The organism is Bifidobacterium catulorum (assembly GCF_003129925.1).
Classification (GTDB): Bacteria; Actinomycetota; Actinomycetes; order Actinomycetales; family Bifidobacteriaceae; genus Galliscardovia; species Galliscardovia catulorum.
On the sequence record NZ_QFFN01000007.1, the window covers coordinates 56,262 to 70,762 of the forward strand.

Consider the following 14,501-nt stretch of genomic DNA (forward strand, 5'->3'; position numbering starts at 1 on the left):
CTGTCAGACGGCGGTCTGCCCACCCCCAAGTACGACAAAGCCCCGGCGGCAGATGCCCCGGGGCTTGACGCAATACCGCGCAATCGCAATCAGGCGACGCGCTGGACCTTGCCGCCCTTGATGCAGGAGGTGCACACGCGAAGGCGAACGTTCTCGCCATCGATGCTGGTGCGAACCGGCTGCAGGTTCGGAAGGAAACGACGCTTGTTACGACGATGCGAGTGAGAAACGGTGTAGCCGACCTGCGGGCCCTTGCCGCAGACTGCACAACGAGCTGCCATGATGACTCCTCTAACTTACTGTTTGTTCAAGTCTTTCCCGTGTCCCCGTCGGGATGCCCCGGCCTGAACACACAACTTCACGATATTAGCGCGAAATACGGGTTTTTGCAAATAAGCACGGTATCATGCCGAGTTTTTTACGGAATCGCCGCATGAAGCGGGTGGAGGAAATTCACGAATTGTCAGATACACGCCAAAAACAGGGGATTTTGGGGTGTATCTGACGATTCATGAATGGAAGTCACGAGAACGCCGCGGCAATCGGCGCGCCGAGCGTCCATATCGTGGTCACGACGATGAAGGCGACCATACCGGGGTTGCCGAGGACGACGCGCAGCCGGTTGCCCGGTGCGAGATCCAGGCCGGCCGGTCTGGTGAAGAACTCCCTGCGCTTGCGTATGAGCAGCACCAGGCCGGCGATTATCAACCCCAGGATGACGAGCAGATAGACGCCGAACACGGCCAGAGCGGGGCCGGACCTTGCAAGCGCATCCATGACCGCGGCAGAGTCGTCGGTGTTGAGATTATCGAACGCCGAAAAGTCGAGACCGGACATCAGCAGCGGCCCGACCACGCCGCCCATGAGATTGGTGGCCGCATGCATGGCGATGGTGTATTGGACCTTGCCGGTCCGCGTGTAGATGTAGGCCCACAGCAGCCCCCATCCGAATGTGTAGAACGTCTGGTACGTGTTCGTGTGCATGAGACAGAACAGCAGGCCGGACATGAGGATGGCGATTTTCTCGCCGTAGACGCGCAGACGGTCGATGAGCATCTTGCGGAAGATGAGCTCCTCGAAACAGGGGGCGAGGATGACGGCCACCATGGATTCCACGGTGAAGTCGAGCAGCACGAATTCGCTGCTGCCCGTGGACATGGCGTCGTCGAGGATGTTGGAGTATTTGCCCATCGACAGCAGATTGGAGACGAGCTGGCCGAGGAGATTGCCGCCGTACATGATGGGGAAGCCCATGAGGAAGATGGCCAGCCAGCGGCCGGGGCCGAAGGCGGATCCGGGGTCGTCGCGGCCGGGGCGCGGCGGATGGCTTGGCGCGGAGCGGAAGACGAGCAGGCACAGGGGCACGCCGATCCCATACTGGGCAAGGGATGAGAGGCCCATATTGATGGACGAACCGGATTTGTTGGTGATGCCCGGGCTGACGATTTCGGCGATGACGCCGAGGATGACGGCGCCGACCATGGTGGCCGCAAGGAACACGAGCAGGGCCCATCCGGTGCGGTTGAACGCCTTGCGGGCTGTGCGCAGATTGACCGCTGGGAAGAACCGGAGCGGTTTGGCGAGCGCCTTCGGGGCGGCGACGGGAGGAACCGGGTATGCACCGGCCGGAGCGGGGGCGTACGCCCCGGCTGGCGGGACCGGCGGATACGGCTGGTACGGGAAGGCGCGTGCCGGGGTCGCCACGGGCGTAGGTTGGATGGGACCGGGATACGCGCTATATGCGGGTTGCGGCTGCGACCATGCGGCATACGGGTCGGAGGGCATGGGGCCGCCGTGCGCCGCCGGAGCCACCGGCATGGGAGCGGGAGGCATCGGATTCGCCGGAACCGGTCCGGCCGGCATTGCGGGGCGTGCCGCGGCGTGACGGGCGGAACCGGCGGAATACCGGGCCGATGGCTGTGCGGGTGCGGGCTGAACCGGGACCGGCGACTGCGGATATGCGGGTCGGGCCGCGTGTCTGGGCGCCGCATGACGGCCACTGCGCGGGGCACCGGACATCGGGCCATCCCCCTGCGGCTGGCCCGCGGTCCACGTGTTCCGGTCGTCATTCCGGTCCGCCGCGGGCCATCCCTCTTCCCCATGCCCCGTATGTTCGTCCATCACCGCCCCTTTCCGGCGAAACCGCATCGTCAACTGTCTGTCACTCTAGCAGCCGGGGCCCTTCCGCCGCCGGCTTTCCCATCCGAACCCTGCGATACGACGTAATTCATTCTGCGTTCATATCCGGGGGCGTCAACGCCCGGAATCGGCCGTTACCATAAAAGCTGAACGCGAACGAGGAGCATCATGACCGACCATCGCACCACCGACACCCCACCGGCCCCGGCAGCCGGCACCGCCCGACTCACCGCACGCGAGAAGAAGTGGATCGTCTACGACGTCGGCAACTCCGCGTTCGTGCTGCTGTCCACCGCCGTGATCCCCATCTACGCGAAGTCGCTGATGCCGGCGGACGGCAACATCGTTTCGGCCTGGGGCTATGCGCAGACCATCGCCTCGCTGGTCATCGCCCTGCTCATGCCGCTGCTCGGCTCGATCGCCGACGTGCAGGGCATGAAGATCAAGTTCTTCCTCGGGTTCTTCGGCACGGGCGCGGTGATGTGCTGCGCGATGGCACTGCCGCTCACCTGGCTGCCGTTCCTCATCGTCTACGTGCTCGCCACCATAGGCCTCAACGGCTCGCTCACCTTCTACGACTCGATGCTCATCGACACCACCATCAACGAGCGCATGGACAAGGTCTCCTCGCATGGCTACGGCTGGGGCTACGTCGGCTCGACGATCCCGTTCATCGCCTGCATCGCGCTGATCTTCGGCGGCCCGGCGCTCCTCGGCTGGTCCACCGCGGCCTGTACACGCGCCAGCTTCGTCATCACGGCCATCTGGTGGGTGGCGTTCACGATCCCGCTGCTCACCAGCTACCGTCAGGTGCATTACCGCGCCACCCGCGAGCACACGCGCGAGGCCGTGCGCGGCACGTTCACCGAACTCGCCGGCACGTTGCGCAAGCTCGTACGCAACAAGCCGTTGTGGATGTTCATGGTGGCGTTCTTCTTCTACATCGACGCGGTCAACACCGTCATCTCGATGAGCACCTCATACGGCACGCAGCTCGGCATCGATTCCACGCAGCTGGTGGTGGCTCTGTTGGTCACACAGTTCGTGGCGTTCCCCTGCGCCATCATCTACGGGCGTCTGGCGGGACGCTTCGGCTGCAAGCCGATGATCATGGTGGCGGTGGCCGCATACATGGGCATCGTGTTCTTCGCCACGTTCTTCCTCAAGGCCGCGCTGGAGTTCTGGATCCTCGCCATCCTGGTCGGCATGTTCCAGGGCGGCATCCAGGCGTTGAGCCGTTCGTATTACGGCAAGATCATCCCCAAGGACCATGCGAACGAATACTACGGCCTGTACGACATCTTCGGCAAGACCGCCTCGATTCTCGGCACGTTCCTCGTGGCCACGACGACCACCCTGACCGGCAACGCGAGCCTCGGCGTGCTCTCCATCGCCATCCTGCTCGTCGTGGCCCTCGTCTTCCTCACCCTGCAGAAGGATCCGACCCGCGCCCAGGCGTGATCTCCCCAACGTCGGCCACCATCTTTCGGTTGCATCCGCGAATCGCAACCAAAAAAACGGCGCGCAACCATATGCGATCAATGGCTGCATCGTGTTGATTCCAACGTTTTCGTCCTATCATCCGTTATTTTTCTGACACGGAATCAGACGACGCCGGGCGCACGGCAGGTCGGCGGCGGGCGGTGCCGCCGAGCATCCAGCTGGACACGAAGGCGGACGTGGCGACCGCAAGACCGACCGGCACGAAGAACGCGATCGGAGCCTCGGTAAGCTCCATGACCAGGCACATGGCCATGAGCGGGGCCTGCTGCGAGGCGGACAACAGCGCGGCCGCGCCGACGAGCGCGCACGCCGTGACCGAATCGACCGGGAACGCCAGCGTCCATAGAAGACCGAGCATCGCGCCGAGCGTGGCGCCGAGGGCGATGCCGGGCTGAAGCACGCCGCCGGATGCGCCGGAACGGATGGTGAGCAGCGTGACGATGGCCTTGACGGCGAAGGTGATGGCGAGGACGGCGAGCATCACGCCGAGGTGAGGAAGACCGAGGTGAGGAAGGCCGAGACCACGCAGCCAGCCGCTGGCCGCATCGTCGCCGTTGGCCAACAGCGTCCAGGGCGACGCGGCCGCCGACTGTGCGGATTGCGTAGCGCCCGACGGCGACGGCCCACCCGTGCCGCCGAGGAACGTACTGAAACCGAGCTGTGCGGCCGCGCGGCCGTTGCCCATGACCTGCGGCACCGCGATGGCGACCGCGCCGGTGAGCGCGCCGGCCAGCGGCATCTGCCACAGCAGCGCGAGGCCACCGGGCTTATGCGATTCCGCCCACTGCGAGCCGCGGCGGAACAGCGCGCCCGCCATGCCGCACACCGCGCCACACAGGAGCGCGAACGCCATCAGGCTCGGCGTCTCCCCCGGCTGCATGGCGGTGATGTCGTAGAACGTGTGATGGCCTTTGATCAGGGCGGCCACGTAGGCGGCGGTGGCGGACATGCCCAATCCGAAGGCAATGGCCTCGATGGAGATGTCGGCGAGCAGGATCTCCGCGGCGAAGAACATGCCGGCCAGCGGCGCATCGTAGACTCCGCCCAGTCCCGCGCCGGCCGCCACGGCCACGACCATGCGCCGGTCCGCGCGCTCCAGATGGAACATGTCGCAGAACCGTTGCGCCAGCATCGCGCCAAGTTCGCGCGGCGCCACCTCGCGGCCGATGGAGGCGCCCGATCCGACGATGAAGATCTGCAGGACCACATGCACCACGGTCTGCCACCATGGCATCCGTTCGCCGGCCACGGCCTTCTTAACCGACGGGACAGTCGTGGTCCGGTTACGCAGCAGATACCAGATCACGGCCGCCACGGCCAGACCGGCCGTAACCGCTGCGGCACGGCGAATCCACGGCACGGCGAACGGGCCCGGCATCGACGGCCCCTCGACGTATCCCAGCATCACATGCTCCACGCCATACAGCAGCAACGTCAGCAGGCCCGCGCCCACGCCGATCACCGCGCCAAGGAGCAGGGCCGCCGCCGCAAGCCAGCCGACCCGCCGCCAGTCCACGTTCCGTCCCACCATCACGCGTCCTTGTTGCTGACCAACAGCAGGATGCCTCCGATGAGACTGCAGAACACCAACGCGCAGACGCCGAATACCACCGTGTTCGCCTTCGTCCCCTTGTAGATGCCCCAAGTATGAATGGTCATGGGGATCATCCACGCCAACGGGACGATGAGCCATCCCACGCCGACCGTGCTGATCAGCATCAGGACGAACGCGATCAGGCGCAGCGTGCGGTCGGAGTCCGTCATGGCATACACGCCCGGCCCGTACGCCGGCCGTGCCGGCCTCACATCCTGCGTCCACTGCATGCCGTCCCACCAACGGATCCTTGTCGGATCGCCGGAGGGATCGGGATACCATCCGGCCTGAGGTGTGTTCATCGTGCGCTCCGTTCTCTATGCTCCGCTTCCCGGCAATCGTCCGGCAATCGTCCGGCGACCGTCCGGCGACCGTATAGTACGGCCGCCTCTCACTGTAACTTCCTATGTCATCGGCATGTACCATGGTCCACGCCCGTATCGACGGAAACGTATACTGTTCGGGGTCGTCTTACCGGCGGCCGAACATACGGAAAACACAACTTTACATGCGTAAGAGAGAGCCATGAGCCAGTCCGATATCGAAGCGGCGGAGGAAACCACGACGCACGCCGAATCGTCACAGTCCGATCGTTCGGAACAGCGTCGCGACCACGCACTGCATACGAATCTGAAACGAGGCATGGAATCGCGGCATCTGCAGATGATCTCGCTCGGCGGCGTCATCGGCACCGGCCTGTTCCTCAGCTCCGGCTACACGATCCAGCAGGCCGGTCCGATCGGCACGATCCTGGCATACGGCATCGGCGCGGTGATCGTGTATCTGGTCATGCTCACGCTGGGTGAACTGTCCGTGGCCATGCCGGTGACGGGATCGTTCCACGTGTATGCGGAGAAGTTCATCGGGCCGGGCACCGGGTTCGTCATCGCCATCCAATACTGGCTCACGTGGACGGTGGCGCTCGGTTCGGAATTCACCGCGGCTGGACTGCTCATGCAGCGATGGTTCCCGCACACGCCCACATGGGTATGGTCGGCGGCGTGCATCGTGCTGATATTCGTGGCGAACGCGCTGTCGGTGCGGTTCTTCGCGGAGGCGGAGTTCTGGTTCGCGTCCATCAAGGTGTTCGCCATCTGCGCGTTCATCGTCATCGGCCTGCTGGCGATCTTCGGCGCAGTGCCGATCTCCGGCTACGACCATGCGCCGTTGTTCGGCAACCTCGTCAAGGACGGCGTCTTCCCCAACGGCTTCATGCCCGTGTTCGCCACCATCCTCACCGTGAACTTCGCGTTTTCCGGCACCGAGCTCATCGGCGTGACGGCCGGCGAGACGCGCGATCCGAAGACCGCCGTGCCGAAGGCCATCCACACCACGCTGTGGAGGCTTGTGCTGTTCTTCATCGGCTCGATCACGGTGATGTGCGCGCTGATTCCGTGGCGCGAGGCGGGCGTGGGCGAAAGCCCGTTCGTGCTCGTGTTCAACTCCATCGGCATTCCGTACGCTGCGGACATCATGAACTTCGTGGTGCTCACGGCCGTGCTCTCCGCCTCGAACTCCGGCCTGTACGCCTCCACGCGCATGGTGTGGTCGATGGGCAACGAAGGCATGATCCCGCGCTGGTTCGCCAAGACGAACCGTCGCGGCGTGCCGATGTTGGCGTTGTGCGCGGCCATGGCGGGCGGTCTGCTCGCGCTGCTGTCGTCGGTGGTGGCGGCGAGCACCGTCTACCTGGTTCTTGTGGCCCTCTCCGGGCTGTCCGCCGTGGTGGTGTGGATCGCCATCGCGTACTGCCAGATCGTGTTCCGCAAACGGTGGCTTGCCTCGGGGCACACCGCGGACGAGCTCGTCTACCGGACGCCCGGGTTCCCGTATGTCTCGTGGGCGGCGTTCATCCTGTGCACGGCGTCGTTCGTGCTGGTGGTGTTCGACAAGGAGCAGCGGTTCGCGCTGGCGGCGGAGATCGTCTTCATCGTGGCATGTTATGGCATCTACTTCATCCAGCGGTGGTGGCGGAGGACCCACCCCAAGGAGTCGGTGCGGCTGCCGTGATCTTGTGATCCGGAGCCGTAGGCCGGGCCGGGATGCGCGGATGCGCGCCACCTGCCACGGCGTGCAGGGCCTTGTGCCGGTGGCAAACCAGGACCGGGCACGGCCGGTCCAGGCCGAGCAGCGCACGGCCATCGAACTCGCCAGTGCCCTGCGTCAGCGAATTCGTTGCCGGATCGCCTGCCCCTCGACCCGTTTCGCGGCCGGCTCCCCTGACAGGGGGAGTCGAAATGCGAAAAGCTCGGAATCGGAAGAGCTCGTATTGAAAGCTGCATCCGAATACAAAAAATCCTCCGAAGCCGAAGCCTCGGAGGATTTCATCTGTGGAGCTAGGGGGATTCGAACCCCCGACCCCCTCCATGCCATGGAGATGCGCTACCAGCTGCGCCATAGCCCCGTATTTACTTATCTGCGACAGATTCAGAACCTGCACACATCGTGGGTGATGCAGGAATCGAACCTGCGACCCCTTCCGTGTGAAGGAAGTGCGCTAGCCGCTGCGCCAATCACCCGACGCTCCCGATATCGCTATCGGTTCCACCGAACGAATCGGCTCAGTGGGCGATACAAGATTCGAACTTGTGACCCCTTCCGTGTCAGGGAAGTGCGCTACCTCTGCGCCAACCGCCCGGGTCTGCGAGCGGACAACGGGACTCGAACCCGCGGTCTCGACCTTGGCAAGGTCGCGCTTTACCAACTAAGCTATGTCCGCATGTCGCCGTGAGGCAACGAATGATTACTATACACGAATATTCGACCATGTCCAATCGAAACAAGGAAAAAATCGAAAAACACTTGGTATCACTAGGATATATAACGATAATCCGGGCGTGTCGCATCAGTTCCGAGCATTCGGCAATACACTGGAAACCGCCAGTCAACACCAATCCATGGAAGGGAACGAATCCATGTCCACAGGAATCCTGCTGTTCCACCCGAACTACGCCGCATCGAAAATCAACCGTCGACTGATCAACACGCTTGAAGCCCGCCATCCCGCCGACGTGACCGTGCGCGACGAATACGCGCTCTACCCCGATTTCAAGGTGGACAAGGCCGCCGAGCAGGCGTTCGTCGAGTCGATCGACCATCTCGTGCTGGAATTCCCGTTCTACTGGTACAGCGCGCCGGCGCTGCTGCAGCAGTGGAAGGACACCGTGCTGGCGCCCGGCTGGGCCTACGCGGGCGGCACCGCGCTCGACGGCAAGACCGTGCAGCTGGTGGTGACGACCGGCTCGCCAGCCTCGCGCTACCAGACCGACGGCGAATACGGACACACGATGAAGGAGCTGCTCAGCCCGTTCGAGCTGACCGCGTTCCGCGTGGACCTCACGTGGCGCGAGCCGATCCTGGTGCAGAACACGTCGGCGATCAGCGAGGAGGAGCTGGACGCGGCCGCCAAGCGCTACGCCGACGCGTTCACGGACTGAACGGACCGAACGGACGAACGGACCGGCCGACCTCACACCTCCACGACGCGGTAGGCGATGCGCATGGTGGAGGCGCGGTGGGAGACCAGCACGATGGCGGTGTGACGCTCCGACGCCAGCGTGTTGACGGAGTTCAGAATCACGGCCTCGTTCAGCGCATCGAGGCGGCTGGTCGGCTCGTCGAACAGCACGAGCGACGCATCGCGCAGGAATATGCGGGCCAGTCCGATGCGCTGACGCTCCCCCTCGGAAAGACGGTCGCCCAATTCTCCGACGGGGGTGTCGAGGCCCGCGGGGAGCGAATCGACGAGGTCGAGCACCGAGGCCTTGCGGCAGGCCTCACGAAGCGTGGCGTCGAGATCCAAGGCGGCGTTGGTGCCGGCATCGCCGTCGGCACCGGGCGCGGCACCGGATGCGGGCGCAGGCAGCGCGATCATCAGGTTCTCGCGAATCGTGCCGTCGAACAGCGCGGTCTCCTGGCTCATCATGGTCTGCACACGGCGGCGGTGATGGGCGTCGACGCGGGGCAACGCCACGTCGGAAAGGCGGACCTGCCCCGACTGCGGGTCCCAGTACCGCATCAGCAGCTTCAGCACGGTGGATTTGCCACGGCCGCTCGGCCCCTGGATGCCCAGCACACCGGAACGGGGGACGTCGAGCGAGAAGCCGGCGACCACGGGGGCGTCGGCGTCCGGATAGGAGAACGTCACGTCGTCGAGCGCCATACCGGTGTAGTCGGGGCGCTCCACGCCCCGTTCCGTCACCGCCGGCGACTCGTCCATCAGCGCGAAGAGGCGACGTGCCGCGGCGAACGTGTTGGTGAGGTTCGCGGGCAGGGCGCTCAACGCCAGCGTGGGGCCGAAGGAGCTGGCCAGCAGCACCACGGCCACGACCGCCTCGGACGCGGTCCGGGCTCCGGCTCCGACTCCGGCTGCGGCGATTGCTGCGGCGGCCGCAGTGAACACCAGCACCAGCAGGCCGCCCAGACCGGCGTAATGCCCGTTGATGCGGTTGAGCCGCGCCCTCTGCGCCCATAGGTCGCGCGTGCGGGAGACCACGTCGGCCACGCGCGCCTCGCCGACGCCGAAGCGGATGATCTCGCCCACGCCGCGCAATCCGTCGAGCACCTGGTCGTCGAGCGCCGAGGAGTCCTTGCGCAGCCTCGGTCCGATGCCGCCCACCGCTCGGCCGAACAGCGCCGGGACTCCCACGCCGATGACGAGATGCGCCCCGACGAGCAACAGTGCCGTCATGGGGTCCAGCAGGCAGAGGGCCACGGCGTACACCACCGTGCTGCTCACGGCGATGACCACCGGGGAGATGGTGTGCGCGAAGAAGATCTCCAGCATTTCGACGTCGGTGGTGATCAGCGCGATGAGATCGCCCTTGCCCTTGGCGTCGAGCTTGGCCGGGGCGAGTCTGCGCAGCGCCGCGAACGCACGGGAGCGGAACAGGGCGAGCAGGCGGAACGCCACGTTGTGGTTCATGTACTGCTCGGTGTAGCGCATGAGTCCGCGGATGAGCGCGCACACCGCCATGGCGGCCACCGACGCCCCCACGCCCATGCCCCATACCGGCCGTCCGGCGGCGGCGAACAGCGCCATCATGCCGAACACCGGCAGGAACGTGGCGGCCAGATGCCCGAGCGTGCCGAATACGCAGGCGGCCACCATGAACCGGGTGAGCGGACTGGCCACCTTGAGCAGCCGCGGGATCAGCGCTTCACGCCGGGAACGCGAGTCGTGAGGCCTTGTTCGGGAAACCCACTCGGCCGATGCCACGGCATCTGCTCCAATATCGTTGGAATTCCGCGGTTTTTCCGATTCCTGACCAACCTCGATGCCGCTGTTTTCGGCCGGTTCGTCGGAAGGAACCCTCACCACTCGCGTCTGCTCGGTCGCGCCGACGTTCTCGATGGCCTCCTGGACGCGGAACATGCGCGCGTATTCGCCGCCGGCGGCGAGCAGCTCGCCGTGCGTGCCGTGTTCGGCCACCCTGCCGTGCGAGAACACGGCCACGGTGTCGGCCTCCACCGCGTTTGCCATGCGGTGGGTGATCATGATGACGGTCTTGTCGCGTGCCAGCTCACGGATGACGGCGAGGATCTGAGCCTCGCTTTCCGCGTCGACGCTGCTGGTGGCCTCATCGAAGATGTAGATCATGCCGTCGTGCAGCAGCGCGCGGGCGATGGCGATGCGCTGGCGCTGGCCTCCGGAGAGGTTCGCGGCGTCCTGCTCGATGCGCATGTCGAGCTTCTGCGGCTGTGCGTCCACGAATTCGTCGATGCGTGCGTCGTGCAGCGCCTGCCAGAGTTCGTCCTCGGTGGCGTCTGGGCGCGCCATGAGCAGGTTCTCGCGCAGCGTGCCCATGAACAGGTGGGCCCGCGAGGAGACCAGCGTCACGGCCTTGGTGATCGATTCGGTCGAGAGGTCGCGCAGCTCGTATTCGGCATGGTCGTCGCACAGCGTGATCGACCCGGTGTATCCGGTGAGCGTGCCGGCGAGCAGCGCGGCGGCCGTGGATTTTCCGGAGCCGCTGCCGCCCACGATCGCCGTGAGGTTGCCGGGCACCGCCGTGAACGAGATGCCGCGCAACGCCTGGGACCCGGAACCCTGCATGGATGCCGGCTCGGCCACGCCATCGGAACCATCGGCGCCGGAATCAGCGTCCCCGTCCCCGTACGCGAATCCCACATCCCCGAGCGACACCCCGAGGCACGTCTCCCCCGCGGCGTCCAGCGTCCTGCCGCCATGTTCCGGTTCGGGCGCGTCCAGCAGCGCGAAGATGCGTTTGGTGGAGGTCATGCCGTTCATCGCCACATGGAAGTAGGAGCCGAGCTGCCGCAATGGAATGAAGAATTCGGCCGAGAGCAGCACGATGAGCAGGCCGCCACCCAGCCCAAGGCCGCCGTGCGCATACTGCCAGACCGCCATGCCGATGCCCGCTGCGGCGCCGCCGTAGGCCACCACGTCCATGGCGGTGAGCGAGCGCAGCTGGATCTGCAGCACGCGCATGGTCATCACGCGGAACTCCTCGGCCTTGCGGTCCATGTCCCGGGCGGCGCGTTCGTCGGCGTCGAAGGTCTTGAGCGTCTCCAGTCCCTGGAGATTATCGAGGAACGCGGCGCCCATGTCGGTGTATTTGCCCCAGTATTTCTTGAACACGCGGGCGGCCCGCATGGCCACGAGCCCGACGATGACCACGATCAGCGGCGCGCAGACGAGCAGCACCAGGGCCGCGGACCAGTTCACCGGGGTCAGCACCACGAACAGGGTGATCGGCGCCAGCACGGCATAGAACAGCTGAGGCAGGAACAGTTCGAAGAAGCTCTGGATCTGTTCGACGCCTTCGCCCGCCGACTGCACCACGTCCGCGGTCTTCACACGGCTGGAGTATGACGGGCCGAGCCGCAGCATCTTGCGGTAGAGCCGTTCGCGCAACGCGAGTTTCACGCGTTCGGCGGCCTCGAACCCGAGCCGGGTGGAGGCCCGCGTGGCCGCGTACCGCACGATCGCGGCCACCGCGAACACGCCGAGGTACGCAAGCATGTCGCCCGCAAGCGGCGTCCCGTTGCGTACGCCCTCCACTACGTCGGACAGCATCGAGACCATTGCGATCATGAATGCGACGTTGGCGAGCAGACCCACCCACATCAACGCCACTTTGCCCGCGATGAGACGGCCGATTCCCGGCGCCAGCGCGAACAGTCGTTTGTCGAACATTGTGTACCCCATCATTGCCGTATGTGCTCGTGAATAATCGCCGACCACACTAACAATGAACATCGGTCTTGTCCAGAGATTTTTTTGTGAGATCGAACGGCCCGAATCATCCTGAGACGTGCCGAATCGGTCACTCGGCTCCGGACGGTCCGGAATCCGCGATGCCGCTCGCCGCCACGTCGGCAGCCACGCCGTCGCCAGACGCTTCGTCGGGCATATCGTCCTTCGTAAGTTGACGTATTTGTTATGGGTCGGGGCACCCAGACCAGGGGTTTCGGCCACGGCCGCGGCGGCGTTCTTCGGACGCAGTTGCCGCGCCTCCGCCAGCTTCGTCCGCTTCGCCGCGGTGTCCGGCTGCGGGGTCGCGGTCTTGGCGACCGAAGCCGAGCGGTTTTCCTCATCCGCGGCCGCGGCGGCGGTGCCGGCGATGGCCATCGTTCCCAGGACCGCGAGTGCGGACAATGCCGCAGCAGCACACGCGATTATTCCCCCTCTGCTGTTCGCACCATCAGTCCGTCTCATGTTCCCGCTCTTTTCTCAAGCCTTCGTTCAAAACACCCCTCATGCATCAGCCCTCAGCATGGCAGTGCCTACAGAATCGGCATAATATCAACGAAAACAGCCCGCTTACATACCCCTTTGATACCCTCGGAACTTATTCATCTCCCCTCGCTCCCCCGACATCAATCGTTATTGGAGAGGCATCCAGACACTTACCCCCTAATTAGGGAACTTTCACAAGAATTCACCCTTCCAAGAGCAACACGCCGACGAGGTCTCCAATCCCGAAAGCAACCATCCATGGTTCGGCTCGTACATAACCGGGCCTTGTGGGAGACTGGGAACACGGAAAGGCGGCGGCCATGGGCAACATCATCGACTATGCGCACACGGAGACCCGCGCCTTCGGCCCGACGGACGCGGAGACGCGAGCGTTCGGCGCCGTCGACGCGCTCGTCCTGGCGGCGCTCTCCTATCAGAAGATGCCCGGCATCGTGCCTACGCTGGACGATGTCGAACACCGGTATCGGACCGTATGGAGAAGACTCGCCCTGTTTTCGCCGCGTCATCCCCTCGCCTCGCTGCGCGACGTGGTACGCGCGCCGTTCGACGGACCGACGCTCACCGAAATCGCCGACCATCTCTATCCGGCGGATTTCAGTGTGAAGACCGGCCATGCGGGACTCGGCGACCCCAGACTCACCGAACGCCTCTACACCGGCGTGGCGGCGAGCCCGCGGTTCGGTCCGATCCGAGTGGCCGCCTACGAGGAACGGTTCAGCGAACTGACGCAGACGCAGTTCGCCGCCGTCACCATGCTGATCCCCATGGCGCACGGCGACGGCCACGCCGCCGACCCGGACGAGCCCGCCCCCACGCTGGCCATCGCCTTCCGCGGCACCGACGACTCCTTCGTCGGATGGAAGGAGGACTTCAACATGGCCTTCCAATATCCCATCCCCGCGCAACGCGCCGCCGCCGACTACGTGACCCGCGTGGCCAGGATATGGCGCGGCCCGATCGTGCTGCTCGGCCATTCCAAAGGCGGCAACCTCGCCGTCTACGCCGCGATGAACGTGGATACGCGCATACGCCGGCGCATCGTCCGCGCGTATTCGCTCGACGGCCCCGGATTCCCACGCGACGTCGTCGCCGGATCGGCCGCCATCGAATCCATGCCCCCGGTGGAGAAGATCGTCCCCGATTCATCGATTGTCGGCATGATCCTCGAAACCCCGGAACCATGCATCGTGGTGCGTTCCGACCAGAAAGGCATCATGCAGCATCTGTCGTATTCATGGCAGATCGGCGACGACGGCGAATTCGAACGCGCGCCGGGCCTGAAATCCGGATCGCAATACTTCAACAAGGCGTTGAACGACTGGCTGACCGGACTGACCTACGAACAGCGGGAACGCGCCGTCGACGCCCTGTTCCGACTATTGGATTCGACCGGTGCGAACAGTCTCTCGTCCATGCTGCCGGCCCTGCCCAAATCCATCCCCGACATGGTCAATTCGTTCGTCGGCCTATCCGACGAGGACCGTCGCAACCTCCTGGCCTTCGTCAACCTCCTCGTTCGCGCCATGCTGATGCGGTAGCGTG

Annotated in this window: 9 protein-coding genes and 4 tRNA genes; 4 read left to right on the forward strand and 9 right to left on the reverse strand. The window is 64.9% G+C overall.

Translation table 11 applies throughout. From position 1 onward, the window contains the following. Positions 1 to 89: 89 nt before the first annotated feature. Together rpmB and DF200_RS04225 are read right to left on the reverse strand one after the other, a co-directional pair. Positions 90 to 281, reverse strand: a complete 192-nt coding sequence (rpmB, locus tag DF200_RS04220) for a 50S ribosomal protein L28 (protein WP_109137042.1) — start codon at positions 279 to 281, stop codon at positions 90 to 92. 241 nt (positions 282 to 522) lie between these two features. Then, positions 523 to 2,121 (reverse strand): CPBP family intramembrane glutamic endopeptidase, encoded by a 1,599-nt coding sequence (locus DF200_RS04225; RefSeq protein WP_158275771.1) that lies wholly within the window; start codon positions 2,119 to 2,121, stop codon positions 523 to 525. A 186-nt stretch (positions 2,122 to 2,307) separates the two neighbouring features. Between DF200_RS04225 and DF200_RS04230 the strand changes: the two genes are divergently transcribed. Continuing rightward, the gene (locus tag DF200_RS04230) at positions 2,308 to 3,600 is read left to right on the forward strand and encodes an MFS transporter (protein ID WP_109137044.1); all 1,293 of its coding nucleotides are present in this window, start codon (positions 2,308 to 2,310) and stop codon (positions 3,598 to 3,600) included. A 124-nt stretch (positions 3,601 to 3,724) separates the two neighbouring features. On the opposite strand, the gene DF200_RS04235 is transcribed toward DF200_RS04230, so the two are convergent. Both DF200_RS04235 and DF200_RS11110 read right to left on the reverse strand, forming a co-directional pair. Next, positions 3,725 to 5,173, reverse strand: a complete 1,449-nt coding sequence (locus DF200_RS04235) for a chloride channel protein (RefSeq protein WP_109137045.1) — start codon at positions 5,171 to 5,173, stop codon at positions 3,725 to 3,727. Beyond that, positions 5,173 to 5,538, reverse strand: coding sequence for a DUF2510 domain-containing protein (locus DF200_RS11110; protein WP_241520115.1), 366 nt, complete (start codon positions 5,536 to 5,538; stop codon positions 5,173 to 5,175). Before DF200_RS11110 ends, DF200_RS04235 begins: the two co-directional genes overlap by 1 nt. A gap of 223 nt (positions 5,539 to 5,761) precedes the next feature. Between DF200_RS11110 and DF200_RS04245 the strand changes: the two genes are divergently transcribed. Beyond that, on the forward strand, positions 5,762 to 7,246 hold the full coding sequence (locus DF200_RS04245) for an amino acid permease (protein WP_109137046.1): 1,485 nt from the start codon (positions 5,762 to 5,764) through the stop codon (positions 7,244 to 7,246). Positions 7,247 to 7,567: 321 nt separating this feature from the next. Here the strand turns inward: DF200_RS04245 and DF200_RS04250 are convergent. The 4 genes from DF200_RS04250 to DF200_RS04265 all read right to left on the reverse strand — a co-directional run bounded on the left by DF200_RS04250 (position 7,568) and on the right by DF200_RS04265 (position 7,955). After that, positions 7,568 to 7,640 (reverse strand) — tRNA-Ala (locus tag DF200_RS04250). A gap of 42 nt (positions 7,641 to 7,682) precedes the next feature. Continuing rightward, a tRNA-Val gene (locus DF200_RS04255) sits at positions 7,683 to 7,755 on the reverse strand. Positions 7,756 to 7,801: 46 nt separating this feature from the next. Beyond that, a tRNA-Val gene (locus tag DF200_RS04260) sits at positions 7,802 to 7,873 on the reverse strand. Between the two features lie 9 nt (positions 7,874 to 7,882). Continuing rightward, positions 7,883 to 7,955: transfer RNA gene (locus tag DF200_RS04265), tRNA-Gly, on the reverse strand. Between the two features lie 196 nt (positions 7,956 to 8,151). Here DF200_RS04265 and DF200_RS04270 point away from each other — a divergent pair. After that, a complete protein-coding gene (locus tag DF200_RS04270; RefSeq protein ID WP_109137047.1) occupies positions 8,152 to 8,673 on the forward strand; it encodes an NAD(P)H-dependent oxidoreductase in 522 nt (173 codons plus the stop codon). Positions 8,674 to 8,705: 32 nt separating this feature from the next. Here the strand turns inward: DF200_RS04270 and DF200_RS04275 are convergent, their stop codons facing one another. Then, positions 8,706 to 12,395, reverse strand: coding sequence for a thiol reductant ABC exporter subunit CydD/CydC (locus DF200_RS04275; RefSeq protein ID WP_109137048.1), 3,690 nt, complete (start codon positions 12,393 to 12,395; stop codon positions 8,706 to 8,708). Positions 12,396 to 13,258: 863 nt separating this feature from the next. Between DF200_RS04275 and DF200_RS04280 the strand changes: the two genes are divergently transcribed. Next, a complete protein-coding gene (locus DF200_RS04280; protein ID WP_109137049.1) occupies positions 13,259 to 14,497 on the forward strand; it encodes a DUF2974 domain-containing protein in 1,239 nt (412 codons plus the stop codon). The last annotated feature ends 4 nt before the right edge of the window (positions 14,498 to 14,501 follow it).

Excerpts from the sequence above, each read along its gene's own strand:
- rpmB (WP_109137042.1), bottom strand. The coding sequence starts at position 281 with ATGGCAGCTCGTTGTGCAGTCTGCGGCAAGGGCCCGCAGGTCGGCTAC.
- DF200_RS04225 (WP_158275771.1), bottom strand. The coding sequence starts at position 2,121 with ATGGACGAACATACGGGGCATGGGGAAGAGGGATGGCCCGCGGCGGAC.
- DF200_RS04230 (WP_109137044.1), top strand. The coding sequence starts at position 2,308 with ATGACCGACCATCGCACCACCGACACCCCACCGGCCCCGGCAGCCGGC.
- DF200_RS04235 (WP_109137045.1), bottom strand. The coding sequence starts at position 5,173 with ATGGTGGGACGGAACGTGGACTGGCGGCGGGTCGGCTGGCTTGCGGCG.
- DF200_RS11110 (WP_241520115.1), bottom strand. The coding sequence starts at position 5,538 with ATGAACACACCTCAGGCCGGATGGTATCCCGATCCCTCCGGCGATCCG.
- DF200_RS04245 (WP_109137046.1), top strand. The coding sequence starts at position 5,762 with ATGAGCCAGTCCGATATCGAAGCGGCGGAGGAAACCACGACGCACGCC.
- DF200_RS04270 (WP_109137047.1), top strand. The coding sequence starts at position 8,152 with ATGTCCACAGGAATCCTGCTGTTCCACCCGAACTACGCCGCATCGAAA.
- DF200_RS04275 (WP_109137048.1), bottom strand. The coding sequence starts at position 12,395 with ATGTTCGACAAACGACTGTTCGCGCTGGCGCCGGGAATCGGCCGTCTC.
- DF200_RS04280 (WP_109137049.1), top strand. The coding sequence starts at position 13,259 with ATGGGCAACATCATCGACTATGCGCACACGGAGACCCGCGCCTTCGGC.